At 65.8% G+C, this 25981-nt stretch carries 19 protein-coding genes; 11 read left to right on the forward strand and 8 right to left on the reverse strand.

The genetic code is table 11. The annotated features are described in order from the left end of the window. Positions 1–66 precede the first annotated feature (66 nt). On the reverse strand, positions 67–1359 hold the full coding sequence (locus ACQY8M_RS19180; RefSeq protein WP_428675120.1) for an O-acetylhomoserine aminocarboxypropyltransferase/cysteine synthase family protein: 1293 nt from the start codon (positions 1357–1359) through the stop codon (positions 67–69). Between the two features lie 107 nt (positions 1360–1466). On the opposite strand from ACQY8M_RS19180, the gene ACQY8M_RS19185 reads away from it, so the two are divergent. Then, the gene (locus tag ACQY8M_RS19185; protein WP_428675122.1) at positions 1467–1910 is read left to right on the forward strand and encodes a hypothetical protein; all 444 of its coding nucleotides are present in this window, start codon (positions 1467–1469) and stop codon (positions 1908–1910) included. 129 nt (positions 1911–2039) lie between these two features. Here ACQY8M_RS19185 and ACQY8M_RS19190 read toward each other — a convergent pair whose 3' ends face one another. Together ACQY8M_RS19190 and ACQY8M_RS19195 are read right to left on the reverse strand one after the other, a co-directional pair. Further along, a complete protein-coding gene (locus ACQY8M_RS19190; RefSeq protein ID WP_428675124.1) occupies positions 2040–3824 on the reverse strand; it encodes a hydantoinase B/oxoprolinase family protein in 1785 nt (594 codons plus the stop codon). Positions 3825–4016: 192 nt separating this feature from the next. Further along, positions 4017–6095 carry a hydantoinase/oxoprolinase family protein gene (locus tag ACQY8M_RS19195; protein WP_428675126.1) on the reverse strand — a complete coding sequence of 693 codons (2079 nt, stop codon included), beginning with the start codon at positions 6093–6095 and terminating at the stop codon, positions 4017–4019. Positions 6096–6647: 552 nt separating this feature from the next. Between ACQY8M_RS19195 and ACQY8M_RS19200 the strand changes: the two genes are divergently transcribed. Beyond that, positions 6648–7487, forward strand: coding sequence for a DMT family transporter (locus ACQY8M_RS19200; RefSeq protein ID WP_428675403.1), 840 nt, complete (start codon positions 6648–6650; stop codon positions 7485–7487). A 106-nt stretch (positions 7488–7593) separates the two neighbouring features. Here the strand turns inward: ACQY8M_RS19200 and ACQY8M_RS19205 are convergent, their stop codons facing one another. Further along, a complete protein-coding gene (locus tag ACQY8M_RS19205; RefSeq protein ID WP_428675128.1) occupies positions 7594–8244 on the reverse strand; it encodes a hypothetical protein in 651 nt (216 codons plus the stop codon). A gap of 228 nt (positions 8245–8472) precedes the next feature. Here ACQY8M_RS19205 and ACQY8M_RS19210 point away from each other — a divergent pair, with 228 nt between their 5' ends. From ACQY8M_RS19210 to ACQY8M_RS19230, 5 genes are all read left to right on the forward strand, one after another. Then, a complete protein-coding gene (locus tag ACQY8M_RS19210; protein WP_428675130.1) occupies positions 8473–9504 on the forward strand; it encodes an ABC transporter ATP-binding protein in 1032 nt (343 codons plus the stop codon). Positions 9505–9541: 37 nt separating this feature from the next. Continuing rightward, on the forward strand, positions 9542–10825 hold the full coding sequence (locus ACQY8M_RS19215; RefSeq protein ID WP_428675132.1) for an ABC transporter substrate-binding protein: 1284 nt from the start codon (positions 9542–9544) through the stop codon (positions 10823–10825). A 170-nt stretch (positions 10826–10995) separates the two neighbouring features. Beyond that, positions 10996–11850 (forward strand): ABC transporter permease, encoded by an 855-nt coding sequence (locus tag ACQY8M_RS19220; RefSeq protein ID WP_428675134.1) that lies wholly within the window; start codon positions 10996–10998, stop codon positions 11848–11850. Position 11851: 1 nt separating this feature from the next. Further along, positions 11852–12694, forward strand: coding sequence for an ABC transporter permease (locus ACQY8M_RS19225; RefSeq protein WP_428675136.1), 843 nt, complete (start codon positions 11852–11854; stop codon positions 12692–12694). Between the two features lies 1 nt (position 12695). Further along, positions 12696–13763 (forward strand): ring-opening amidohydrolase, encoded by a 1068-nt coding sequence (locus ACQY8M_RS19230; protein ID WP_428675138.1) that lies wholly within the window; start codon positions 12696–12698, stop codon positions 13761–13763. Positions 13764–13962: 199 nt separating this feature from the next. On the opposite strand, the gene ACQY8M_RS19235 is transcribed toward ACQY8M_RS19230, so the two are convergent. Together ACQY8M_RS19235 and ACQY8M_RS19240 are read right to left on the reverse strand one after the other, a co-directional pair. After that, a complete protein-coding gene (locus ACQY8M_RS19235; protein ID WP_428675140.1) occupies positions 13963–14835 on the reverse strand; it encodes a DMT family transporter in 873 nt (290 codons plus the stop codon). A 154-nt stretch (positions 14836–14989) separates the two neighbouring features. After that, a complete protein-coding gene (locus tag ACQY8M_RS19240) occupies positions 14990–16228 on the reverse strand; it encodes an NAD(P)-binding domain-containing protein (protein WP_428675142.1) in 1239 nt (412 codons plus the stop codon). Positions 16229–16262: 34 nt separating this feature from the next. On the opposite strand from ACQY8M_RS19240, the gene ACQY8M_RS19245 reads away from it, so the two are divergent. The 4 genes from ACQY8M_RS19245 (at position 16263) to aqpZ (ending at position 22644) form a co-directional block, all read left to right on the forward strand. Beyond that, positions 16263–17474, forward strand: coding sequence for an aminotransferase class V-fold PLP-dependent enzyme (locus ACQY8M_RS19245; protein WP_428675144.1), 1212 nt, complete (start codon positions 16263–16265; stop codon positions 17472–17474). Positions 17475–18049: 575 nt separating this feature from the next. After that, positions 18050–20164, forward strand: coding sequence for a DNA/RNA non-specific endonuclease (locus tag ACQY8M_RS19250; RefSeq protein WP_428675146.1), 2115 nt, complete (start codon positions 18050–18052; stop codon positions 20162–20164). 201 nt (positions 20165–20365) lie between these two features. After that, entirely contained in the window at positions 20366–21481 is a 1116-nt protein-coding gene (locus ACQY8M_RS19255; protein WP_428675148.1) for a DUF3616 domain-containing protein, read from the forward strand. A gap of 434 nt (positions 21482–21915) precedes the next feature. After that, the gene (gene aqpZ / locus ACQY8M_RS19260; RefSeq protein WP_428675150.1) at positions 21916–22644 is read left to right on the forward strand and encodes an aquaporin Z; all 729 of its coding nucleotides are present in this window, start codon (positions 21916–21918) and stop codon (positions 22642–22644) included. A gap of 189 nt (positions 22645–22833) precedes the next feature. Here the strand turns inward: aqpZ and ACQY8M_RS19265 are convergent, their stop codons facing one another. Both ACQY8M_RS19265 and ACQY8M_RS19270 read right to left on the reverse strand, forming a co-directional pair. Next, complete coding sequence (locus tag ACQY8M_RS19265) at positions 22834–23538, reverse strand: DUF4198 domain-containing protein (protein ID WP_428675152.1); 705 nt, start codon at positions 23536–23538, stop codon at positions 22834–22836. 23 nt (positions 23539–23561) lie between these two features. Next, positions 23562–25976 (reverse strand): TonB-dependent siderophore receptor, encoded by a 2415-nt coding sequence (locus ACQY8M_RS19270; protein WP_428675154.1) that lies wholly within the window; start codon positions 25974–25976, stop codon positions 23562–23564. Between the last annotated feature and the right edge of the window lie 5 nt (positions 25977–25981).

Below are 25981 nucleotides of genomic sequence, written 5' to 3' on the forward strand. Positions count from 1 at the left end.
CGATGCATCTCCGATGACCTGTTCCTCCCGGGCTTCGCCGGGGAGGAACAGGATCGCGCTGCCCGATCAGACCGCGGCGAGGGCCTGGTCGAGGTCGGCCAGGATGTCCTCGATATGCTCGAGACCGATCGAGAGCCGGACATAGCCCGGCGTCACGCCGGTCTGCGCCTGCTCCTCCACGGTGAGCTGCGAGTGCGTGGTCGAGGCGGGATGGATCGCCAGGCTGCGCGCGTCGCCGATGTTGGCAACGTGGTAGAACATCTTCAGCGAATCGATGAACTTGCGCCCGGCGTCGGCACCGCCCTTCAGCTCGAAGCCGAGCAGCGCGCCCATGCCGCCCGACAGGTAGGTATCGGCGCGCTTCCTGGCCTCGCCGCTCATCACCGTCGGATGGATCACCTTGGCGATCTTGGCGTGGCCGGAGAGATGCTTGGCCACGGCGTTGGCGTTGGCGCAGTGCACCCGCATGCGCAACGGCAGGGTCTCCAGGCCCTGGATGAACATGAAGGCGTTGAACGGGCTCATCGGCGCGCCGACGTCGCGCAGCAGGGTCACGCGCGCCTTGATGATGTAGGCGACCGGGCCCATCGGCTTCGTCGCCTGCGTCCACACCGCGCCGTGGTAGCTCGGGTCGGGCGTGTTCAGCATCGGGAAGCGATCGGCGTGCTTCTCCCAGTCGAAGTTGCCGCCGTCGACCAGGATGCCGCCGATCGACGTGCCGTGGCCGCCGATGTACTTGGTGGTCGAGTGCATCACGATCGCCGCGCCATGGTCGAGCGGCCGGCAGAGGACCGGCGCCGCCGTGTTGTCCATGATCAGCGGCACGCCCAGCTCGCGGCCGATCTTCGCCACCTCGCCGATCGGGAACACGGTGAGCTTCGGGTTGGGCAGCGTCTCGGCGTAGTAGCAGCGCGTCTTGGCATCGGTGGCGCGGCGGAAATTCTCGGGATCGGCCGGATCGACGAAGCGGCACTCGATACCCATCGATTTGAAGGTGTTGGCGAACAGGTTCCAGGTGCCGCCGTAAAGGTCGGTCGAGGCCACGAAGTTGTCGCCGGCATGGCAGATGTTCTGGACCGCGAACAGCGAGGCCGCCTGGCCCGAGCCCAGGGTGAGCGCCGCGACGCCGCCCTCCAGCGCCGCGACGCGCTGCTCGAGCACGTCGTTGGTCGGGTTCATGATGCGGGTGTAGATGTTGCCCATCTCGGCCAGGCCGAACAGGTTGGCGGCATGCTGGGTGTCGCGGAACTGGTAGCTGGTCGTCTGGTAGATCGGCACGGCGACCGCGCCGGTCGCCGGGTCGCTGCGGTAGCCCGCGTGAAGCACGAGCGTTTCGGGATGCTTGCTGTTGGTTGCCATAGGCCGTTTCTCCCTGCTGGTAGCGGGCGGACGCTATTATGCAGCCCCGCCTCCGTCGAGTGGCCCGAGGGCAGATTCCTTGTTGCGTGAGTTACGTCATTGCGACGGTGATGTGCGCTGCCATAGGATCACGGCGGATATACCTCGGGGAGAACATGGCCGCACCGAAATCGAGTTCAAGGAAGCCCGCCTCGAAGAAGAAGGCAGTGAAGACCGGCAAATCGAAGGCTGTGGTCAAGAAGACCGCAAAGCCGGCGAGGCAGCCAGCCGCCGTAAAGAAGAAGACCGCAAAGAAGGCCGTGAAGAAGGAGGCCGCGGCTGCGCGCAAGAAGCGGCCGACCGCCGTCACGCCCATGGTCTCGCCGGCGGTTGCGGAGCTCGATCAGCGCATCGCCATCGTCCGGAACAACCTCCGCGACCTCACGGAGATTGCCACGGCGTCGTCCGGCGCCTCGAACGAGGAGCTGGCGTCCGAGCGCATCGCCGAGCAGGAAGAGGAGCTCCGGACCCTGACCAAGCAGCGCGAGGAGCTCGTCCGGCGCAAAGGCTGACGCCGAACTCTTCTCTCCCTGCGCGCAACGCGGGTGGCGGAGACGTCACGAGCAACGCGACTGCTGCTCATGACCGCTCCGACGCGGACTACCGCACCACCTCCCCTTAAGAATGGGGAGGAATGAGGTTCATCCCCTGAGCTTCGCCGTGGCCGCCTCGTCGACCACGCCCTTGGCCGAGATCACGACCTTGTAGTCGCGCAGCGCCGTCTCCGGGGTGATCACGCCGTCGAGCACGTCGTCGGCGACCTTCTTGGGGTCGCGCTCGAACGGATTGCCGTAGCCGCCGCCGGCCGGGCCGTAGCAGATGAAGCGGCCGTCCTTGGCGATGTTCATGTGCGGGACCTTCGACGGCAGCGCGCGCGAGCTGTTGCCCTGCACCAGGTCGAGCTTGGCCGGCATGCCTTCGCCGCCGCCCAGGAAGCCCCATGGCCGGTAGCGATGGCCTTCGCCCTCGACCGAGGCGCCGCCGTCGGAGAGGAAGGTGAACTCGCGCACCGAGCCCAGGCCGCCGCGCCACTTGCCGGCGCCCGCCACGTCCTCGCGCAGCTCGTAACGCAGCACGCGTAGCGGCAGGTGGGTTTCGATGTCCTCGATCGGGTTGTTGCGGGTGTTGGCGTAGAGCGTGTCGACCGCGTCCATGCCGTCCTTGCCGAGGCGCCCGCCGTAGGAGCCCTCGAAAATCTCCATGTGCACCCAGTGCGTCTCGTCCTTCAGGCCCGAGAAGGCGATGACCTTGAGGTTGCCGATGCCGGCCGAGACGTTGCCCGGCATCGCGCCCGACAGCGCCTTCATCACCGTGTCGGCGAGCTGGTTGCCCGGGCAGAAACGCGCGATGGTCGGCGCCGGGAAGGTCGGGTTCGCCAGGCACCCCTTGGGGGCGATGATGGTGATCGGCCGGATCAGGCCGGCATTCACCGGGATATGGCCGTGCACATGGGTGTCGAGCAGCACCGAGCGGATGGTGAGCCAGATCGCGATGTCGGCGGTGCCTTCGAGCGGCATGTTGATCGGCCGGTCGGGCACCTGCGGCGCGGTGCCGGTCAGGTCGACCACCAGGCTGTCGTCCTTCTTGGTGATGGTGACGACGATCGGCAGCTCCTTCTTGCCGGGATCGTCGCTGTCGAGATAGCCGTCGATCGCGGTCTCGGCGCGATAGACGCCGTCGGGCAGCTTCGCGATCGCCTGCCGCATCAGCCGCTCGGCGTGATCCATCAGCGCCTCGCAGGCGAGATCGAAGGTCTCGAGGCCGTAGCGCTCGACCAGCTCGACCATGCGCTCTGCGCCGATCCGCGCGGCGGCGACCTGAGCGTCCATGTCGCCGACCACGAGGTCGGAGGCGCGGATGTTGTCGCGCACGATCTGCCAGACCATCTCGTTTTTCACGCCGCGGTCGTAGACCTTGATCGCCTTGAACTGCAGCCCCTCGGCATAGGCGTCGATCGCCTCGACGATGCCGCACGAGCCGGGTGACAGGGCGCCGATGTCGAGATGGTGCGCCGTCGTCGCCGCGAAGGCGATCAGGCGGCCGCCGACGAATACCGGCACGACGAAGGCCACGTCGGGGCCGTGGCTGGCGCCGGAATAGGCGTCGTTGTGCATGATGACGTCGCCGGGGCGGATCACGTCGCCGCGCGCCGCCAGCGTCTTCAGGATGCCGCGGATGTAGCCCGGGATCGGGCCGGACTGCAGCGGTGTCGATTGCGCCGATTCGGCAAGGCCGCGGCCTTCGGCATCGACCAGAGCCGCGCCGAAATCCTCCGACTCGCGGATGATCGAGGAGTAACTCATCCGCATCAGCTTGTAGCCCATCTCGATCGCGATGTTTTCCAGGGCACCCTGGATCACCGACGTGGTGATCGGGTCGATCCGGTCGGGCTTGGGGGCTGGTTGACGGCGGGGGGCGGTGCTCATGGGCGTTCTCCCTGGGGCCCACCCTTCGAGACGGCGCTACGCGCCTCCTCAGGGTGAGGTGTTGTTGTACGATCCAGTCTCACCGCACGCTCCGAGGGTGAGGTGTCAGTGGTCGGTCCAGTCCCGCCTCATCCTGAGGAGCGGCCCGCAGGGCCGCGTCTCGAAGGATGGCGACGCGAAGAAGCACGGCGCTCATTGGCGGGCCTCCTTGCGGATGATGAGATTGCCGGCGGAATCGGCCTCGAAACTATGCTGCGGCGGCACGACGGTCGTCGAATCCATTTGCAGGATGATGGCGGGGCCAGAGATCTTCTGGCCGACCGGCAGCAGGTCGCGGCGGTAGAAGTCGGTCGGATAGTCCGCGAGCTTGCTCTCGACCCGGAAGGTGCAGGTGCCCGTGCGCACGCGCGCCGCGTCGACCGATTGGCCGCTCGCGGCCGCCGGCCTCGCGATCTTTGCCGCCGTGGCTGCACCGACAAGACGCAGGTTGACGATCTCGATGGCGGACTCGGCGAAGTGATGCCCGTATTCGCGGCGATGAATCTCGTGAAAGGCTTCGAATGCCGTGGCGAGGGCAGCCTCGTCGATCGCGCCGTCGGGGAAGGGGACGCGCAGCTCGTAGCCCTGGCCGACATAGCGCAGGTCGCCGCGCCGCTCGAACGTCACCTTGGACAAGTCGATGCCGTCGGTGGTGAAGCGGGCGGCCAGCTCATTCGCCATGGCTGCGAAGTCGGCATTGATGCGCGCGATGTCGGCCGCGCCCGAGACCTGGAACGAGGTTCGGATCGCGTCGTAGCGCAGGTCGCTGATCAGCAGGCCGACCGCCGACGTGATGCCGGGGTGCGGCGGCACGATCACCTCGGGAACGCCCAGCATGTCGGCGACCTCCGCACCGTGCAATGGTCCGGCGCCGCCGAAGGCGACCAGCGCGTAGTCACGTGGATCGATGCCCTTCTGGACGGTGCGCGAGCGGATGGCGTTGGCCATGTTGGCGTTGATCACGGTGACCACGCCCTCGGCCGCCTCGCGGTCGGACATGCCGAGCTCGCGGGCCAGCTCGCCGATCACGCGCCGGGCCGCAACCTCGTCGAGCGACATGCCGCCGCCCAGGAAGTTCTTGCTGTCGAGCCGGCCCAGCACGACGTTGGCATCGGTCACCGTGGCGCGATTGCCGCCGCGGCCGTAGGCGGCGGGACCCGGCATGGCGCCGGCCGAGCGCGGCCCGACCTTGAAGGCCCCGGCCTGGTCGACGAAGGCGATCGAGCCGCCGCCGGCGCCGATCGTGTGCACGTCGATCATCGGCACCAGCACGGGAAAGCCGGCAATCCAGGTGTCGCGCGCTGTCGCCTCGCCGAAGCCGCCGTCGGTCACGATGCCGATATCGGCCGAGGTGCCGCCGACATCGAAGGTGATCAGGTTGCGCTTGCCCGACAGGCCGCCGGCCCAGTCGCCGCCGATCACGCCCGCGGCGGGGCCGGAGAGGAGGGTGAGCACCGGCCGCTCGGCGACCATCGCCGGCGTGGCGACACCACCGTTGGACGCCATGATGCGCAGGTCGGCCTTGAAGCCGCTCTGCTCGATGTCGTTCTCGAGCTTGGTGACGTAGTTGCGCACCTTCGGACCGACGAAGGCATTCATGGCGGTCGTGGTGAAGCGCTCGAACTCGCGGAACTGGGGCGACACCGACGAGGAGGTCGTGGCGAAGCACTCGGGATAGTCCTCGCGCACGATCTCCATCGCGCGCGCCTCATGCGCCGGGTCGAGGTAGGAGAACAGGAAGCAGATCGCGATCGCCTGGACGCCGGCCTCCTTCAATTCGCGCACCGCGTCGCGCACGCCCTGCTCGTCGAGCGGCTCGAGCTCCTCGCCGCGCGGCGGCACGAGCCGTTCCTTCACCGTCTTGCGATGGCGGCGCTTGACCAGCGGGCGGTCCTGCCACGGGATGTCCTGCATGATCGAATAATGCTGCGGCCGCTGGTGGCGGCCGATATGCAGGACGTCGCGATAGCCGCCGGTGGTGATCATGCCGGTCACCGCGCCGTCATGCTCCAGGATGGCGTTGGTGGCGATGGTCGTGCCGTGGAACACCGTGTCGATCGTGTCGCGCGGGATTCCGTATTTGTCGCAAAGGGCGGTGAGGCCCGCGACCACGCCGCGGGACGGATCGTCCGGCGTTGTGGATATCTTGTGCACCCCGGTCTGACCGGCCTCGGTGTCGGCATAGACCAGGTCCGTGAAAGTCCCTCCGACATCCACGCCAATCAAACGCATCGACTGCCTCCCAATCTCCAATGTGCGATGGAACAGCAAGACACAGGCCAAAGCCAGCGTCCACATCTCCGTTGTCTCGACCGGAGCGAAGGCATGCGTCCGGCAAAGGACACATTGCTGTTCGAAGCGCTCGGATAGCTAATGCATGAACTGTACACGCGAGCCTGGGAGGGCAGGAGCGGGCACCGATCCTCTAGGACGTGCGTCGATCGCTTGAGGCCCTGGGTGCTTGCCCGCCCAGCGCACTCGTTTGCAGCAGAAATACTCTTGCTTGCGGTGATGACGTCCGAAAACCGCGGGCAACTTGTTTCAGCTGGTCGCATATTCGGGTGAGTGTCGAGAGCGAGCTGATACCTCTCTCAACAAGGACAGCCGAGGTCGGCGGCGCGAGGGGCGTGTGGCGGATAGCAAAGGGAGCCTGATGGTTCACGATACAACGACCTGTCTTAACTTTGAGAGCTGACCTTGGCTGAGGGTGCAACGACATCCGAGTATGTGCGGGGTACGCTCTACGGTCTCGCCGCCGTGAGCATTTGGGCAGGGTTTATCGTCGTGGCTCGTCTGGGCATCACAACGAGCATGACACCATGGGACATCACCGCAATCCGATTTGTCGTCTCAGGTTCGCTCCTCCTGCCGTATGTGCTCCGTAAGGGTCTTGCGCTTGAGCGCCTCGGATGGATCGGACTGACTTCTGTGGTGGCGGGGTGCGGAGCGCCGATGGTCCTGCTTGCCAACGCGGGATTGCTGTTCGCTCCCGCCGCCCACGCGGGCGCTCTGTTCCCCGGCTTTGCCCCCCTGATGGTCGCCATACTAGCTGCGCTGATCTTGAAGGAGGCGTTCACACCCCAAAAGCGTTTCGGGTGCATCCTGATCGTCTCAGGCGCCCTCGCCATCGTCTGGGGCGCCGGTGCATCCATCGGCAGCCCCCAGAACATCGGGCATCTCCTCTTCTTGTCCGCTGGATTGGCCTGGGCTTGCTACACGGTCGCCATGCGGCGCGCCCGGCTCGATGGTCTGCACGCCGCCGCGCTTGGTGCGGTTGCGTCGATGGCGATTTATCTGCCGATCTATGCGTACTTCGCCGGAAGTAGCGTGTTCAGGGTGCCGCTTGCTGACATCGCTCTTCAAGCGATCGTCCAGGGCTTCTTGACGGGAGTCGTCGCGCTACTCCTGTACGGGCGAATGATCAGCATACTCGGTGCGACGAGCGGCGCAGCGTTCCTTGCCCTGACTCCAGCAATGACGGCTCTGATGGGCATTCCGATTCTGGGTGAACTGCCTTCGCCGACTGATTGGATGGCGATCGGCATCATCTCGATTGGCGTCTACGTTGTCAGCGGTGGACCCCTGCCAGTCCGGGTGTATCGCCGTCATGCCGGCCGGGACTGACCGGTGCTCGCCAATGGCTCAGCGGCGATGCGTCCCGCGTAGGAGGTCTCTCCACGCGGCTCTTCGGGCCTTGGTCGAGACGACGAAGGGTGCCGAACGCGATAGGTTATGCAGCCTGCTCCGTCCAGCCGGCGGCAAGTGCGCGCTGCATCCATGTCTCCTCGCTGACCTTCAACGTGGCGAGACGCTGGCGCAGCCGGGCCACCTCTCGATTCAGCCGGTCATTCTCGGCGGCCAAGTCGGCGGGCTTGCGCCGGTCGCTTTCGAAGGTGGGCCCCGCCACCTCGCGGTCCGGATCGAGCACGACGCGGCGGTTCTCACCCTGTCGCTTGTCCGTCAGGAGTTGCTCGAACTTCTCTTGCGGGACGGCGGCATAGGACCGGGCGCGCTTGGCCAGATTCTTGTCAATGCCGGCCTCGGCCAAGGTAGGCGGACCGTCAAAAGCTGGGGTGGAAGATACCCCGACTTTTCCGCGACCTGGTCCGGGCGCGTTCTTCGCCATGCCGACCGTTGCCTTTTGGAACGCCATCAGCTCGCCCAGCCGCCGCTCGGCGCGGATGCGGATCTCGGCGGCGTCGATCTCCATCTGCCGGTCCTTCGCCTGCCGGGCGTAGGCGTGAACGGCATGGGCCCGGCCGAGGACCTCGACAAGGTCGTCGACGGCCCGGGCCTCCGCCACGGCCCGGCGGGCCACCTCGTAACGGCCGAGCGCCAGCATCTGGGCCGGCTCCGGGTGGAACAGCACGGGGAATGTCATGGCCGTGTCGTCCCGTCGCGTTCATCGATGTCCACCTGTCAGCCTCCCGTACGGCGATTACGCCGCTTGCGTGTCGAGGCTTTCTCTATTGATGAGTGTGACTTTGAATATGCAACAGAATTCTCTCCTCTGACGGCCAGCTGTTGCAGGGACTGAAAATGTTTCCGACTAACGGAGGGCCCGGATTCTATTTTACAGTAATGGCATGGTACTTGCTCCCGAGGCCCCATGGCGAATAAGCCCGACATCGAACTGGTCCATCTCACGAAGCGCTATGGCAGCGCCGTGGCTGTCGATGCCATCCATCTGAAGATCCCTGCCGGTTCCTATTGCTGCCTGCTCGGTCCCAGCGGCTGCGGCAAGACCACGACGCTGCGCATGATCGCCGGCCACGAGGAGGCATCGGAAGGCGACGTCATCCTGGGGTCCGAGAACATCACCCAGCTCCCGCCGGCGGCGCGCGGCACGGCGATGATGTTCCAGAGCTACGCGCTCTTCCCGCATCTCGATTGCACGGACAATGTCGCCTTCAGCCTCAAGATGCGCGGTGTCGAGAAGGCGACGCGCCGCGCACGAGCGCTCGAGCTGCTGAAGCGCGTGCAGATGGAGCCGTATGCCGGCCGGTTGCCGTCGCAGCTCTCCGGTGGCCAGCAGCAGCGGGTGGCGCTGGCGCGCGCGCTCATCACCGACCCGCAGGTCCTGTTGCTCGACGAGCCGCTGTCGGCGCTCGATCCGTTCCTGCGCATCAAGATGCGCGAGGAGCTGAAGGCGCTGCAGACGCGGCTCGGCATCAGCTTCATCCACGTGACGCACAGCCAGGACGAGGCCATGGCGCTGGCCGACCTGGTGGTGGTGATGAACCAGGGCAAGATCGAGCAGGCGGGCAGCGCACGCGATGTGTTCAACAAGCCGGCGTCGGCCTTCGTCGCCAGGTTCATCGGCGGGCACAATGTCATTCCGGCAGCGGTCGCTCGCACACGCGGAAATCCAGGTGGGGGCGATGCCAAGTTCGTTGCGATACGCGCCGATCGCATCATCTTGCAGTCCGGCGCCGCGCCGCTCGACGCCACCTCGCTTTCGGGCATCACGCGCTCGGTCGAATATCTCGGCTCGACCGTGCAGGTCGGCATCGACGTGGCCGGCCTCGATCCGCTTTCGGCCGTCGTGCCGGAGGCGCGCTTCGACGCCAACCCGGTCGTACCGGGTCAGCCGGTGGTGCTGTCGTGGACGCCCAAGGACGTGCATGTCCTCGGGCGGTGAGTTCAAGCGTAAGATCTGAAAGCAAGGAGACGTGAAGATGGCACGGAAGACGAACGGCATGGGGCGCCGCAAGATCCTCAAGGGAGCAGGCGCGCTCGCGGGCGCGGCGGTAGGCAGCGGCGTGATCGGCGCGCCGATGATCTGGGCGCAGAACAACAAGAACATAGTGCTGCGCCAGTGCGGCACTGGCGTCTCGGCGTTCAACGAGATCGCGGAGAAGGCCAAGGCCGACCTGGGCTTCACGCTGCAGATGACGGCCCTCGATTCCGACGCGGTCGTTCAGCGCGTGGTCACCCAGCCGAACTCGTTCGACATCGGCGATATCGAGTACTGGATGGTCAAGAAGGTCTTCCCGGCCAAGACCCTCCAGGCGATGGACACCAAGAAGATCAAGCTGTTCGACAAGATCGTGCCGATCTTCACGACCGGCAAGCTGAAGCCCGACTCGACGATTGCGCAGGGTACCGCGCCCTCGACCGTCGGCTTCGTCGACGGCAAGGACTCGGTCGCCTTCGCCAAGGCGCCGACCCAGTGGTTCACCCTGATCCCGACGATCTACAACGCCGACACGCTGGGCATCCGCCCCGACCTGGTCGGCCGTCCGATCACCCAGTGGAAGGACATCCTGGACCCGAAGTTCAAGGGCAAGACATCGATCCTGAACGTGCCCTCGATCGGCATCATGGATGCCGCGATGATCTGCGAATCGGCAGGCATCACGAAGTATGTCGACAAGGGCAACATGACCAAGGCGGAGATCGACAAGACCATCGATTTCCTGATCAAGACCAAGAAGGAGGGCCAGTTCCGCGCCTTCTGGAAGACCTTCGACGAGTCGGTCAACCTGATGGCCTCGGGCGAGGTGGTGATCCAGTCGATGTGGTCGCCGGCAGTTGCCGCGGTGCGCGCCAAGGGCGTGCCCTGCGTCTACCAGCCGCTCAAGGAAGGCTATCGCGCCTGGGGCGGCGGTCTCGCGCTCGCCAAGCACCTCACCGGATCGCAGCTCGACGCGGCGTACGACTACCTCAACTGGTACATGTCGGGTTGGGTCGGCGCGTTCCTCAATCGCCAGGGCTACTACTCGGCGGTGCTCGAGACCGCCAAGGCCAACATGACGGCCGACGAGTGGGGCTTCTGGATGGAAGGCAAGCCCGCGCAGAAGGACATCATGAGCCCGCAGGGCAAGGTGATGGAGAAGGCCGGCACGGTGCGCGACGGCGGCTCGTTCTACGACCGCATGGGCGCCGTCTCGTGCTGGAACGCGGTGATGGATGAGGACCGCTACATGGTCCAGAAGTGGAATCAGTTCATCGCCGCTTAGAGGCAATCGAGTAACCAAGGAGCATGCCTCCCCCGCTCGGCGGGGGAGGTGTCGGCGTCTTACGCCGACGGAGGGGGAAGGCGGCACGGCTCGTGCCTCACGACCCCTCCGTCGCGGTATGACCGCGACACCTCCCCTTGGCGGGTTCCGCCAAGGGGAGGAGATCTGAAATGAAACGAGTCAATTCCTGGGTCACCTATCTGCAGGTCGCGCCGCTGTCGCTGGTGTTCCTGCTGTTCCTCGTCGTGCCGATCGCCACGATCGTGGTGGTGAGCTTCTTCGACTACAGCACGACCCAGATCATCCCGGCCTTCCTGCTGCAGAACTACGAGGAGCTGCTGCTCTCGCCGGTGACCTGGCAGACCTATCTGCAGACGCTTCAGTTCGCTGTCATCACCTGGGTGCTGACCCTGCTGATCGGCTTCACCATCGCCTATTATCTCGCCTTCTACGTCCGCTCGCCGACCTGGCAGACCGTGCTGTTCCTGGTCTGCACCATCCCGTTCTGGACCTCGAACATCATCCGCATGATCTCGTGGATCCCCTTCCTCGGCCGCAACGGGCTGATGAACTCCGCGCTTTTGGAGCTCGGGCTCATCCAGCAGCCGCTCGAGTTCCTGCTGTTCTCCAATTTCGCGGTCGTGCTGGCCTACGTGCACCTCTACACGCTGTTCATGGTCGTGCCGATCTTCAACTCGATGGTGCGCATCGACCGCAGCCTGCTCGAGGCGGCGCGCGACGGCGGCGCGTCGGGCTGGCAGACGCTGTGGAACGTCATCCTGCCGCTGTGCAAGCCCGGCATCGCGATCGGCTCGATCTTCGTCGTCACCATCGTGATGGGCGACTTCGTCACCGTGCGGTTGATGAGCGGCGGCCAGACAGCCTCGGTCGGCCTCATGATGATGAACGCCATGTCGCTGTTGCAATATCCCGCCGCCGCGGCGAATGCGGTGGTACTGCTGATCCTGGTGCTGCTGACGGTGGCCGTCATGATGCGCCTGGTCGACATCCGCAAGGAGCTGTGACGTGCTGCAGCAACGCCGCGGCCTTGCCTTCTGGCTGCTCACCGCCTTCTTCTGCCTGTTCGTGCTGTTCCTTTACGGGCCCACGATCACCATCGTGATTCTGTCTTTCCAGGGACCGTCGGGCGGCCTCACCTTCCCGATGCGCGGCGTCTCGGTCCACTGGTTCGGGAACCTGTTCGAGAAGCAGATGGTCGGCGACTTCGCCGGCTCCTTCCAGCGCTCGATCGTGCTGGGCCTCGCCACCATGGTGGTCACGGTGCTGGCGTCTTTCGCGGCCGGCCTCGCCTTCCGCAGCCGCTTCCGCGGCTCGACCGTGATCTTCTATCTCGCCATCGCCAGCCTGATCGTGCCCTCGATCCTGATCAGCCTCGGCATCGGCCTGCTGTTCCGGGTCATGGGGATCGACACGGCGTGGTACAGCTCGGCCTTCGGCGCGCATCTCACCTGGACCCTGCCGTTCGGCCTGCTGATCATGTTCGCCGTCTTCAACCGCTTCGACCGGCGCTTCGAGGAGGCGGCGCGCGACCTCGGGGCGACCTCGTGGCAGACCGTGCGTCACGTCATCATCCCGATCCTGCTGCCGAGCCTGATCGGCGTCGGGCTGTTCGGCTTCACGCTGAGCTACGACGAGTTTGCCCGCAGCCTCTACACCGCCGGCACCTTCAACACCCTGCCGCTCGAGATCTACGGCATGACCACCAACGTCACCACGCCGGTGCTCTATGCGCTGGGCACCGTGACGACGGGCCTCAGCTTCCTGGTGATCGCGCTGGCGCTGGTCTCGACGATCATCCTGCGCCGCCGTCGCGAGCGGCTCGGCAGCGACGCCGGCAAGGCGGCCTGAGGTGACTCGTCACGCCAAGGTGCTGCGGCTCGCCACCGCCGGCCCGCACGACACCGCGCCGCTCGCCGCGGCGATCGACCGGGGCGAGGTCGATCCCGCGACGATCGTCGCCATCGTCGGCAAGACCGAGGGCAACGGCTGCGTCAACGACTTCACCCGGGGTTACGCCACCCTCGCGCTGAAGCTGCTGCTGGCCGAGAGGATCGGCTGCCCGCTCGCCGAGGTCGAGAAGCGAGTCGCGATCGTGATGTCGGGTGGCACCGAAGGCGGGCTGTCGCCGCACCTGCTGGTGTTCTGCCGCGAGGCGGGGGCGGCGCCACCGTCGGCGCCGCGCCTGGCGATCGGCGTCGGCTTGACGCGCGCCTTCAAGCCGGAAGAGATCGGCCGGACGGCCCAGATCGAGGAAACGGCGGCTGCCGTTGGCCTCGCCATGAAGGACGCCGGCATCGCCTCGCCCGCCGACGTTCATTTCGTGCAGATCAAGTGCCCGCTGCTCACCAAGGAGCGAATCGAGGAGGCCGCGCGGCGCGGCGCGAAGACCGCGACCGAGGACACCTATCATTCGATGGCTGTCTCGCGCGGCGCCTCGGCGCTCGGCGTCGCGCTGGCCCTCGGCGAGATCGAGGCGGCGCCCGAGTCGGCGATCTGCAAGGACTGGTCGCTCTTTTCGAGCGTCGCCAGCACCTCGGCCGGCGTCGAGCTGCTGCGCAACGAGATCGTCGTGCTGGGCAATTCGGCGGCGTGGTCAGGCGACCTGGTGATCGGTCACGGCGTGATGAAGGACGCGATCGACGCCGAGGCCGCGCGCCGCGTGCTGGCCGCGATCGGCGGCGAGACCGTCGCCCTGCTCGCCAAGGCGGAGGCCGCGCCGACCGGCGAGATCCGCGGCCGGCGCCACACCATGCTCGACGACAGCGACATCCATTCCACCCGCCACGCCCGCGCCCTGGTCGGCGGCGTGCTGGCCGGTGTGATCGGCGACACGATGCTCTACGTCTCCGGCGGCGCCGAGCACCAGGGCCCGGCCGGCGGCGGCCCGGTCGCGATCATCGGCCGACGATCGGACTAGCGAGCTCAGCCTTACATCAATTGGATGGAGGGAATGCGCGCCATGCTCTCGTTGTCATCCTGAGCGTAGCGAAGGATCTCGCCGAACGGTCAGACACGGACCCATGTTGCTGGCGTGAGGTCCTTCGCTTCGCTCAGGACGACTGAGAGGAGGTCGCCAATCAACACCAGGCAAGCTGGCGACCGCCCGGTGGTGTTCATCAGGCGCCGGTCGGCCGGGCCGGTTTTAATCGCTGAACCAGGACGATGGCGATTCCGCCGATCATTGCAGCGGAAGCGATCAGCAGGCGCAGGGACAGCGGCTCGGCCAGAAAGATCACGCCGCCGAGCGCGGTGACTGCCGGCATCGAGAGCTGGACCGTCGCCGCCTGTCCCGCCGTGAGACTGCGCACCGCCAGATACCAGACGATGTAGCCGAAGCCCGTCGCCAGGGCGCCGGACGCGGTCGCCAGTGCGAAACCCGCCGGCGTGCCGATGAAACCGTCGACCAGGCACAGGTTCACCAGCGCCACGGGCGGCAGGCACCACAGCAGGTTGCTGGCGTTGACCTCGACGGGATCGCTTCCGCGCCGGGCCAGCAGCGAGAACAATCCGAAGGAGGCGCCTGAGATCGCCATCAGCGCAGCGCTCAGCGGATCGGGAGCGCTGACGCCGGGCAGGACGAGATAGAGCACGCCGAGCAGGGCCAGTCCGAGCCCGGACCATGCAGGCAGCGAAAACCGTTCGCCTTCGCGCCAGGCGACGTACAGCATCGTGAGCTGCACCCCGCCGATGAGAAGGAGAGCCCCTGTGCCTGCGCTGAGACGCGTATAGCCGAAGGAGAAGAACGCCATGTACCCGAGCAGCGCCGCGATCGAGCGCGTGTTTGCGTAGGCCCGACGAGGGAGATGCCCGCGTCCCACGAGCACGCAGGCCGTCAGGAGCGCCGCTGCCGAGAGGACGCGGACGCTCGTGAAGGTCGCCGGATCGATCAGCTTCGGCGCCAGCGCCAGCCGGCAGAGCAGTGAGTTCGCCGCAAAGCACAGCATCGCGACGCTGGTCAGGGCGATCGTGCGGATCGTCCGTTCACCCATCTCCGCCATCCTATCCTGTTCCTCCCTGGCGAAGCCGGGGAGGTGACCCGAAGGGGCGGAGGGGTCATGGGCCGCAGTATCGGTGCGGCCCATGACCCCTCCGTCGCCGTAAGACGGCGACACCTCCCCGCGCTTCGCGCAGGGAGGAATATGATCAGCTCATTCCCGGTGATCTCGCGGCAATATGGTCCGCCAGCCGGGCCGCGTCTTCTGCGACGCCGACCAGGAAAGAGGAATTCATCCTGGAGAGCCATTGCAGCCCGAGGAAATACAATCCCGGGACATCGGTGATGCCGTCGCGGTGGACCGGTTCTCCCCGGCCATCGAGCACCGGAAGATCGATCCAGCCGAAGTCGCAGCCATAGCCGGTCGACCAGATCACGGAGCCGATGCTCGCGGCATCGATGTCGAGAGTGCGGACGGGGTCCATCACACAGGCAGGGTCGGCTCGCATGGTGCGGGCGCCAGGCTCTTCCGGAACGTCGAGCCCTTGCCGCCCCACGAAGCTGTCCACGAGATCGAGGAAGGCCGTGTAGGCGGCATCTCCGGATCGCAGGCTGTTGGCCAGATCGGGGGCAAAGTGAAGGGTGCGGCCAGACATCAACTCCAAACGTCCCAACAGGACCGCTCCCTCGGCGGCAAAGGTCCGGAAATCGATCGTGTGACCGCCGTACGCTCCTGTGATCAGGGGCAGGGTCTTGTCCGGCCCGCGCTTTTCGATCGGCGTCCGATCCAGCCCCATCGCCGCCAGCCACCAGATCAGGTCGCGGCTGCGATATCGGCGCGGCAGACGGCGGTGGCGGCCAACCGAGAGGTAGACGCGGCGGCCGGCGCGCATGAGTTCCTCGGCGATCTGGGCGCCCGAGGCGCCGGAGCCCACGACCAGCACGGCTCCGTCCGGAAGCTGGCCCGGCTCGCGATACCGGCTGGCGTGAACCTGATACAGGCCGGCGTCTTCCGGCAGCAGGGCCGGGATGATCGGTATCTGATAGGGGCCTGTGGCGACGACCACGTTGCTCGCCCGGATCGGTCCGTCCGAAGTCTCCAGGTAAAAGTCGGCGCCGCCGTCACGCCGACGCAGTGCCGTCACGGTCACGCCGCAGCGGACGGGCGCAGCGATGAAGTCGGCATAGGCCGTCAGGAAGTCGACGATCTCCTCGCTCGTGGCGAAACCCTCTGGATCGGCGTGCGGGAAGGGAAAGTCCGGCAGCTGCACCGACCAGTTCGGGAACTGGAACCGCAGGCCGTCCCAGCGCTCCGAGCGCCACCGTTCGGCGATGCGGGCGCGCTCGAGCACGACATGCGGGCGGTCCCTCTTGCTGAGCATGTGGCTGAGCGTCAGCCCGGCCTGACCGCCGCCGACGATGACGGTTTCCACCTTCTCTGCCTGCATGGCCGCTTCGGCCCCCGACGAGTAAGCTTGGAGAATGACCGTTTCCGATCCCTACGCAAGCCTCGGCGTTCGTCGCCGCGTCAATGCCGCCGGAGCGCTGACCCGCCTGGGTGGCGCGGTGATGGCGCCGGAAGTCGTCGAGGCGATGGCCGCGGCGTCGCGGGCATCGGTCGACATCGGCGAATTGCAGGACGCCGCGAGCCGGCGCATCGCCGAGGCGACGGGCGCGGAGGCAGGGCTGGTGACGACGGGCGCCGCCGCCGCGTTGACGCTCGCCGCTGCGGCGTCGATCGCGCGCTGGGACGTGGCGAAGATGGCGGCGTTGCCGCACGTCGCGGCCGACATCCTGCTGCCGCGGACGCACCGCACCGGCTACGCCCACGCGCTTGCCGCGTCGGGCGCGCGACTGGTCGATATCGGGCACAACGACCGCGGCACGGGCGCCGGCGTGCGCGGGCTGGAGGCCTGGGAAATCGAGGCGGCCCTGTCGCCGTCCGTCGTCGCGGTCGGCTTCTCGGCCAATGCCAACAGCATCGTCGACCTGCCGGCGGTCGCCGCCGTGTGCCGGGCCAACGGTCTGCCGCTGATCGTCGATGCGGCGGCCCAGCTTCCGCCCAAGGAGAATCTGAAGCGCTTCATCGCTATGGGTGCCGATCTCGTCGCCTTCTCCGGTGGCAAGGCGCTGGGCGGTCCGCAGGCCTCCGGCATTCTCGCCGGCCGGCGCGACCTCGTGGCCTCGGCGCTGTTGCAGCAGCTCGACATGGATGTGGCGCCGCAGACCTGGTCGCCGCCCAGGCTGATCGATCGCGCCAACCTGCGCGGCGTGCCCCATCACGGCATCGGCCGCGGCTTCAAGGCAGGCAAGGAGGAGATCGTCGGGCTGCTCACCGCGCTCGATCGCTTCGTGAAGGCCGACGACGCGGCTGACAATGCCCGCCTCGAGGCGCGGCTGAAGGCGATCGCCGCCGGGTTGAACGGTCACGCGGTGACGCTCGTGTCGGCGTCGGTCACCGGCCGCGTGCCGGTGCTCGAGATCGCCGTGCCGGACGCACTCGCGCTCAGCGCCCGGTTGCAGCAAGGCGACCCGCCCGTGCATCTGTCGGAGCGCCACGCGTCGCGCGGCGTGCTGACCCTCGATCCGCAGGTCCTGCTGCCGGAGCACGATGCACCGCTAACCGAGGCGCTGCGGGCGGCACTGTCCTGGCGGGGCCTCACTCCAACCCCACGTTCATCGTTGTCATCTTGAGTTCAGCCCGCTAGGGGCGCGGCTCTCCAGAGCCGCGCTCGTAGGCGCTAATCTAACTTTGACTTTCCCCTCAGCCTGAGGAGCGGCGCGAAGCGATGCGTCTCGAAGGGTGGCAACACAACCGATGTTGCAAATCGGCTTGTTCTAAGATTTCCTGTGCGGGCTATCCTTCGAGACGGCCGCTTCGCGACCAACGCGAGGCACCCGACTAGTTATTCGGTAGCACCCCGCGGCACTGCATCGGGGATCGCTGCATTCGTAGCACGCCGAGGTTTAGTGTGCGGCTCCGACACCCATCAAGATTGCGGTTCCGGTTCGGCTCGCCAAACCGGCTCATTCCGGCACTCGTCTTCTCCCGTGGCCCGAGGATTTGTCACGAAATAGAGGTGAAAGTTTAACTGACGGCGACGTCGGGCGGCGCTGCGAGGCAGACCAATAGGAATCTCAGCCGCCGTCTCGCACGATATCAGTGATGTTGGCACGAAATCGGTTGAGAACGTATTGCTTGACAATCTACAACCCGAGGTTACATTGCATCCAGGTGTGATTTCCGGAGGGGTCCGTCCGATTGTGTCATGGTGACCATCGATACTTCCCAGGCGAAGGATTCCGCCGTTGCCCAGCTCGATCCGGTCTTGCTCGCGGAGCTGATACGGCTTGCTTCAATCCTGCGAACAAAACGACCTGATGAAGTAGCGAGCCAAGACGTCTTGCGGTCACGCCGCGAATTTCTACGCGAGAGCATTGGTGAGACGCAGGAAGCGGATGACGTTTTCGAGCGCATAATTGGCGGCAATGAGCTGCAGCCCATAAGCTATTTGGAGAGAGGCGCCATCGCGGCGCGTGCGGTTGCCCGCATTGACCTTGGCGGGCAAGGTTACGGGACCGGTTTCCTGATCGCGCCGCGCGTTCTGATTACGAACAATCATGTGCTGCCTGACGCAGCCTCCGCGGCGCAGGCACGCGCGCAGTTCAGCTACGAGCTCGATCTGAGCGACACTGAGCGCGGGCCAGTCAACTACCGAGTGTTGCCGGACGAGCTGTTCTTCACCCAAAAGAATCTCGACTTCACCATCGTTGCAGTCGAAGCCACATCAGCGGACAACGCCACGGCACTGTCGACTTTCGGTTGCTTACCCTTGGTCGAAACCACCGGGAAAGTATCGGAAGGCGAGTGGCTGACAATTATTCAACACGCCGACGGGGCCCGCAAACAAGTATGTGTTCGCGAGAACCAGTTTATCAAGCGCGATAACGATGTTCTCTGGTACTCGACCGATACAAATCCGGGTTCTTCCGGTTCCCCCGTTTTCAACAACGACTGGTTCGTGGTGGCGCTGCATCATGCCGGCGTGCCGGAGAAGCGAAACGGCGTGGTGCAGAGCAACCCCGACGGCAGCACGAAGTGGATCGGCAACGAAGGCATTCGCGTCAGCCGGATCGTGCAGACGCTGAAGGAAGCCCATCGGCAACATCCGCTCCTTTTGCCGCTGTTCGCCGCGACGCCGGCGACGGCTCGCATTACCGGTCCGTCGCTCCTGTCACCGACGACGATGACCCCGCCCAGGGAGACCCGAATGGCCGACGCTCGCACGATTTCGATTCCACTAGAAGTTCGGCTACAGGTTCAAGCTGATGGCCGGTTGGGGCCTGTGTCGGTGACGACGCCGCAGGGCACCGAAGCCACAGGCATGGTCGGCGCTGGGCTTCTCGAAAAGAAGAAGAAGCCCGACGCAAGCTTCGACGCGCCGTTCGATGACGATTACTCGAGGCGGAAAGGCTTCGATCCCGACTTTCTCGGTGCGCCGCCGCTTCGGGTCGGCTTTCCGGTTCTGGGGGACGCGCTTGAAGCCGTCGCGGCGCCGCTTCTGAAGCCCAAGGACGGCAACAAGTTCCTCCTGCACTATCACAATTACAGCGTCGTCGTGCACAAGCAGCGGCGATTACCGATCTACTCCGCGGCGAACGTTTCGTTCGGCGACCGATTCGAGATGAGCCGGCCCCCGGATGTGTGGCGGCGCGACCCGCGCATCCTCGCCGAGCATCAACTCGAGAATTGGTACTACGCCAGCAACAACTTTGACCGTGGCCACATGACGCGTCGGGAGGATCTGGAGTTCGGAAAGTCGCCGCGAGCGGCGCTCGCCTCGGCGGCTGACACGTTGCACTGGGCCAATTGCGTCCCGCAGCACGCGAGGTTCAACCAGAACAAAGAGATCTGGCAAGGCATCGAGCGCTACATCCTGGAGCGATCCATCCTCGAAGGAGAAGTGAACGCGCAAGTCATCACCGGACCCGTGCTGGACGATGGCGATCCCGAGTACCGCAAGGTCAAGTACCCCCTTCAATTCTGGAAGGTCGTTGCCGCTGTCACGCCGAAAAAGGAGCTGTTCGCGACCGCCTACATCGCAGGCCAGGAAGAAGTGATCGCACAATTTGGTATCGAGATAACCGAAGTGCCATTCGGTGAGTACAAGACATTCCAGACCCGGATTAGTGAAATAGAGCGGCTGACGGGCCTTGCCTTCGTCGGCGGAGCAGGCGGCGCGAAGCGGCTCAGCGAGTTCGACCCGCTGGAGAATGCGCCAGCAGGTCGGCGCAGACGGCGCCCGCGACCGCAAGAATCGACGGGGCGGCCTCTACCGAATGAGTATTACGAAATTGCGGAACTCGATGATATTCAGCTCTAGCTACCGATGCCCGGTAGGTTGTCCATCCGGCTTCGTCCAAAAGGGCTGAGACACGCGCTGATCTATCTTGGCCCTCGTTGGACCGTGCTGAAATCGGAGCGCTCCGGCTCCCTGCGCCGCGTCACTGGTGCGTCGTCCGCTCTGACACTGGGGGTCCGCATTGGGAAACGGATGGCTAGCGTGACGGGCGGGAGGACATCGATGTTCAGTGCAACCGCGATCGCCCGCTTGGGGGCTGTATCGGTGCTGAAGAGCGCGAAGGTATGGTGGCGTCATCTTTCCTTTTTCGCGACTCTGCCGATCATGATAACCACGGCCCACGCCGAGATTACTGCGAGTACGCGAGACTGGGAGGTCAAACCCGACTTCGGCAAGAGCGAGGACGCCCGACGCGAGATAAGTGGTGCCGCATGCGTTCAGGGTACTCGCCATTGCATCGTCGTGAATGACGAGAAAAAGTATGCGCAGTTTTTCGACATAGACGGGGACAGGATCCGGCCAGGCCGCGTGATCCGCTTGCTCCCAGACAAGATCGACAACATATCGATGGAAGAGATCGACGCCGAGGGGGTGCACTACGCGCCGCCAGTGAAGACGAATGAACCGGGCTACTACTACGTCACTGGCTCGCATGGTCTCAGCCGCAAAGCCGGAAAATATAAGCCCTCCACCTTCTTTCTGTTCCGCTTTCCGGTCGATCCCACAACTGGCCAACCTGGCTACCCTTACGACGACGCCTCGGTATCGGTACAGATCGAGCGCACAGCATTGCTGCGCGAAGCACTACGTCTTCAGCCGGCACTGTCACTCTACGTAGAGCGACAGCTTGACCAGTGCGGGGTCACGGTCGAGGGGCTGGCGGTACAGGGTGACCAACTCTTCCTTGGGTTACGCGCCCCGTCGATCGACGGAGACGCTTTCCTACTACGCTTTGCCCTGGCCGATCTGTTCAAGAGCGAGGTGCCCAAGTCCACCGTGAAGAGGCTGCCGCTCGGCCCGGGCATCGGGGTGCGGGACCTCGCGGCGGTGAGGAATGGCGTGCTGATCCTTGCCGGCCGCAGTCTCGATTCCGATCCCGACCCGAAGGCGCCTCCCGGCTGCCGGAGCCAGACCGAGCTTCCGATGCCGACCGTGTGGTGGTGGAGTGGCCGGGACGCCGATGCGCCCAGTCTCTTGGGGAGGCTGCCAGGTGTCGACCGGTCCGAGAAGGCGGAGACGCTGCTGGTCCTCGAAGAGACTGAGTCGGAGTACCGGGTGCTCGTCCTGTTCGATGGTCCGGACAATGGCGGACCAAAGGAGTTCCGCATCGACAAGTAAAGCGAGGCTTACGCTCGCGCGGCAAAGGCGCTGCGCGACGCCGGGCGCCGATCGCTTCGAGCACGAATCGCCAACAGAAGGCTTCATCATGATCGGTTACACGTCGCCAAATCGATATCAACTACGCGCCAAATGGAGGCGCTGGGAAAAGCGGTCGGGCTCACTAGGGCGTCCCGGCCCGCGGTAGCGGCGGCCGCAAGCGGATACCTCGTGCATGCCGGTGGCGTCGCCCTCGACCTCGAGCACTGGTCGAACATGGAGGCTTAGCAGAACGCCGCGGCATGGGATGTCGTCGTCGCTCCTTGCACAAGCGCCTGGTCTGATGAGATCGGCGTAGCGTCGTCCCGGCGGCGGAAGTAAACTACACAACAGTGCGGGTGGTTTGATCGCCTTGCCGGGCGACATCCCCGCGAATCCCTGGGGAGGGCATTATCATGATGCGTAAGCTTACGGCCGAATTCATCGGAACGGCCTGGCTGGTTCTCGGCGGATGCGGCTCCGCGGTGCTCGCCGCGGCGTTTCCTCAACTCGGTATCGGCTTTGCCGGCGTCGCGCTGGCGTTTGGCCTGACGGTCCTGACCATGGCCTATGCCATCGGACACGTGTCGGGTTGCCATCTCAATCCCGCGGTTTCGGTCGGGTTGTGGGCGGGCGGACGGTTCAAGGCCGCCGAGCTGCTGCCCTATATCGTCGCGCAGGTGCTGGGCGCGATCGCGGGCGCTGCGGTGCTCTATGCCATTGCCAGCGGCAAGGCGGGCTTCGACGTTCACGCCGGCTTCGCGAGCAACGGTTTCGACGCGCACTCCCCCGGCGGCTATTCGCTGGCGGCGGGTTTCGTCTGCGAGGTCGTGATGACCTTCGGCTTCCTGTTCGTGATCCTGGGCGCGACCCACGGCAACGCGCCGCGCGGCTTCGCGCCGATCGCCATCGGGCTCTGCCTGACCTTGATCCATCTCGTCAGCATCCCGGTCACCAATACGTCGGTGAATCCGGCGCGTAGCACCGGGCCGGCGCTGTTCGCCGGCGGCTGGGCACTCCAGCAGCTCTGGCTGTTCTGGCTCGCCCCGCTGATCGGCGCGGTGTTCGCCGGCGTGGTCTATCGAGTTGTGGGCGGCGAGGAGCCTGCGGCCGTCGAGGTCGCGGGCAACGCCCAGAAAGCCTGAAGCGTTCGTCCTCGCTCACGCTGCCAGATCGTTTTCCTCCCTGCGCGCGGCGCGGGGAGGGGCCTCAATTGGCACTGACCTGACTTTGGTCTGCCGGGAGCGCGGCTCTTCTTCTTCGGGATTGGCACCCAATGAGCGGCTCTGGAGGGCCGCGCTCCGGGCAATGAATACGCGTCCGTTCGAGCGGCGCTAGTGCGGCTTGGCCGCCGGCGACGGCAGGAGCGGCTCGATGCCTTCGGTCTGGACGATCGTGAGTGACGTCACGTAGTTCGCGAAGTCATACGATTCATCGCCGCGCTTGCCGGGATCGTTGTCAGCATGCTGGACTTCGAAGACATAGGTACCGCGCCACGGCAGCTTGACCTCGAATGTTCCGTCGGCGTCGGTGTGTTCCTCGCGTCCCCAGCCCGATGGCGTGCGGATTTCGACCTTGGCCTTGGTCAGTGGCTTGCCCTTGTACGTGACCTGGAATCTGTCGCCGCCCCTGGGAATGACGTCGAGCGTCAGCACCGCGGCGCGCGGCGAGCGGTCGGGCACGAAGCGCGCGGCCGGCATGTAGACCCCGCGCTTCCCGTCGCGCTTGCGTTCGAAGTAAGGCCAGCGAAGGTCCTCCGCGAGGATGCTGTCGGCCCCATCGCTCTTGCCGGTCAGAACGAACGCATCGGCCGACTTCTCGGCGGTCAGCGGATGCTCGCCGGTGGATGAAACGGCCCTGGCCTGCGGCTGCAGCTTGTCGAGCGAGCCGGGCGAGACCTCGCGGAGGTTTTCGCCGAACTCGCCGAAGTAGAGGTGAAAACCTCCGCCGACGCGCTCCAGCCACAGGTGATGGGCCATCGCCGGAGTCGCTGCGAAAGCAAGCAGCGCGGCGAGCAGGGGACGTATGAAAGGGGGCATGGCTTGTCCGTTGTGGGATGGGATCAGAAATCCGCCGTCAGGGAGACGTAGATGGTGCGCGGGGCGCCGCGATAGACCACGCCCCCGGTGAAGGCAGAAGCCCACGAGCTCTCGTTCAAGAGGTTCTCGATGTTGGCGCGGATCGCCATGGGCTTGTGATCGACCTCGAAGCTGTAGCGCGCACCCACGGCGAGAAGGGTGTAGGCGGGAATGCTCTGCGTGTTGGCCTCGTTGACGTACTGGCTGCTGAAGTAGTTGACGCGGCCGGTCAGGGTGAGGCCCTTGGCGAAGGGCGTATCCCATTCGCCGCCCAGCTTCAGCGTGAAGTTGGACGTGCCGGGCGCCATCATGCCGTTGTAGGTTCCCCCGGCGGTCTGCGTCAGGCGGGGATCGAGCAGCATCACGCCGCCGAGGACCCGGAATGCCTCGAGCGGCTGGCCGAAGACGTTGAGCTCGATGCCGCTGTTGACCTGTCGGCCGTTCACGGAGAAGACCCGGGTCGCCGGATCGGTGATGCCGGCGGGCTGCGTGATCTGGAACAGGCCGAGCGTCGCCGACCACGACCCGAGGTCGACCTTGGCGCCGGCCTCGATCTGCCACGATTGCGACGGCGCGAAGACCTGGCCGGCGTTGGCGGCGGTGGTCGGGGCCGTCGGCCCTTGCGTCAAGGCCTCGATATAGTTGCCGTAAAGCGAGACGTAGGGTGCAGGCTTCACCAGCAGGCCGATCGACGGCGTGACAGCGCTTGCGAAGTAGTTGCTCGTCGCCGCGCCGGTCGTTGCGTAGTTGGTATTCTGGATGCTTTGCTGCCGCGCACCGACCAGAAGCTGCGCGCGATCGTCGAGGATCGAAAAGGTGTCGGACAGCGCGAACGACAGGTACGTGTTCGCCGACGATTTCGGTGGAGTGCCGTTGGACGTGCCGGACGGAGCATTGCGGAAGATCGGGCTGTACAGGTTGTTCGCGAGGCTGAAGGGGGCCGTGCCGAAAGCGCTGGCGGTCACGTCCCAGTAGCCCGTCGCGACCATGGCCAGCGAATGGCTGATCGGGCCGGTGGTCATCCGGCCGCGGACGCCCGCTTCGCCGCTCTGCTTGGTGAAGTTGCGAGAGTACTGCTGGCCGGTCGAAGTGAACCCGCCGTACGAGTTGAGCGCGCTGCCGAGCGTGCGGAACCAGCTCTCGCGATAGTAGGACTGACCGTAGGCGGCGAAGGCGGTCCAGTCCTTGGCAAGGTCGACCTCGGCGCGTCCCACACCGTAGAAGAACTCCGTGTTGATCGTCTCCCAGGACTGCTGCACGGCGGAGAAGGCGTTGGGCGCGGCGGGAACCGGCACGTTCGGCACCATGGTGAAGAGCTGGTTGCCCGCGAGGCTGTCCTGCTTCGTGTATCCGAAGTGGGCGGCCAGCCGCACGTTGCTTCCGGTGTAGTCGAGCGAGAGCGCAGTGTTGCCGAGGCGCTCCTTGTTGTTGGCCAGCGCCGTGTATCCGTCGCGGTAGGCGCCGTTGAAGCGTGCCCCGAACTGCTGGTCGCTGCCGAAGCGCCGTCCGACGTCCGCCTGGCCGCCGACCTGGCCGTTCGTGCCGTAGGTGGCCGCTACCGACGTGAGCGCAGTGTTGCCCGCGCGCTTGGGCACCAGGTTGATGCTGCCGCCCACTGCGCCGACATATCCATTGAGGAAGGCGTTCGGGCCGCGGAAGATCTCGACCCGCTCGTACGCCTCCAACGGCACCCGGTCCTCGGGCACGAGGCCGAACAGCCCGTCGAAGGCAACTCCGCCGCTGCCCAGGAAGAAGCCACGCATCCTCATGGTGTCGAACGCCGTCAGCCCGTACTTGGTGGCTGACGGCTCGTTCGCGATGATGTTGGCGATCGTCCGGGCCTGTTGGTTCTGGATCAACGTCGAGGTGTAGCTGGCGCCACTGTACGGCGTATCCATGTAGCTGCGGTTGCCGAGGAAGCCCTCGCGGCCGCCGGTTGCGACCTGGCCTCCCGGTGCCGTGGGCGGCAGGTTGCCGATGGTTGCCGTCGGCGGCGACAGCGCGGCCTGGACCTGTACGGGGTCGAGATGCAGGGTGCCGCTGCCCTGTCCGTCCGCCACGCGCACGAGGAGCGCCGTGTTGCCGCCCGTCAGGCGGTAGGTGAGTCCCGTGCCGGCCAGCAAGCGGCCGAGTGCCTGCTCCGGCGCCATGGTGCCGCTCACGCCCGGCGAGGCGATACCCCGCGCGAGGTCGCCGTCGACCGAAACCTGCATGCCCGACTGCCGGCCGAACGAGGCGATGGCCTCGGTCAGCGGCTGGGACGGGATGTCGAACGTGGCCTGGCGCTGGGCAAGCTCGGGCCCGACCGGCTGGGCCAACGTCCCCGGCGCATTTCCGGCTCCAGCCACCAGCGCGGCCAGCACGCCGTAGAACGCCTTGCGCGCATCTGCTGCGCCCATCCCCC

Origin of the sequence: Reyranella sp., from assembly GCF_965279465.1 — a bacterium.
Taxonomy (GTDB): domain Bacteria; phylum Pseudomonadota; class Alphaproteobacteria; order Reyranellales; family Reyranellaceae; genus Reyranella.

Bases quoted from the DNA above. Each gene is read 5' to 3' on its own strand.
- ACQY8M_RS19180 (WP_428675120.1), bottom strand. From the start codon at position 1,359: ATGGCAACCAACAGCAAGCATCCCGAAACGCTCGTGCTTCACGCGGGC.
- ACQY8M_RS19190 (WP_428675124.1), bottom strand. From the start codon at position 3,824: ATGAGCACCGCCCCCCGCCGTCAACCAGCCCCCAAGCCCGACCGGATC.
- ACQY8M_RS19195 (WP_428675126.1), bottom strand. From the start codon at position 6,095: ATGCGTTTGATTGGCGTGGATGTCGGAGGGACTTTCACGGACCTGGTC.
- ACQY8M_RS19205 (WP_428675128.1), bottom strand. From the start codon at position 8,244: ATGACATTCCCCGTGCTGTTCCACCCGGAGCCGGCCCAGATGCTGGCG.
- ACQY8M_RS19210 (WP_428675130.1), top strand. From the start codon at position 8,473: ATGGCGAATAAGCCCGACATCGAACTGGTCCATCTCACGAAGCGCTAT.
- ACQY8M_RS19215 (WP_428675132.1), top strand. From the start codon at position 9,542: ATGGCACGGAAGACGAACGGCATGGGGCGCCGCAAGATCCTCAAGGGA.
- ACQY8M_RS19220 (WP_428675134.1), top strand. From the start codon at position 10,996: ATGAAACGAGTCAATTCCTGGGTCACCTATCTGCAGGTCGCGCCGCTG.
- ACQY8M_RS19235 (WP_428675140.1), bottom strand. From the start codon at position 14,835: ATGGGTGAACGGACGATCCGCACGATCGCCCTGACCAGCGTCGCGATG.
- ACQY8M_RS19240 (WP_428675142.1), bottom strand. From the start codon at position 16,228: ATGCAGGCAGAGAAGGTGGAAACCGTCATCGTCGGCGGCGGTCAGGCC.
- ACQY8M_RS19245 (WP_428675144.1), top strand. From the start codon at position 16,263: ATGACCGTTTCCGATCCCTACGCAAGCCTCGGCGTTCGTCGCCGCGTC.
- ACQY8M_RS19250 (WP_428675146.1), top strand. From the start codon at position 18,050: ATGGTGACCATCGATACTTCCCAGGCGAAGGATTCCGCCGTTGCCCAG.
- ACQY8M_RS19255 (WP_428675148.1), top strand. From the start codon at position 20,366: ATGTTCAGTGCAACCGCGATCGCCCGCTTGGGGGCTGTATCGGTGCTG.
- aqpZ (WP_428675150.1), top strand. From the start codon at position 21,916: ATGATGCGTAAGCTTACGGCCGAATTCATCGGAACGGCCTGGCTGGTT.
- ACQY8M_RS19265 (WP_428675152.1), bottom strand. From the start codon at position 23,538: ATGCCCCCTTTCATACGTCCCCTGCTCGCCGCGCTGCTTGCTTTCGCA.
- ACQY8M_RS19270 (WP_428675154.1), bottom strand. From the start codon at position 25,976: ATGGGCGCAGCAGATGCGCGCAAGGCGTTCTACGGCGTGCTGGCCGCG.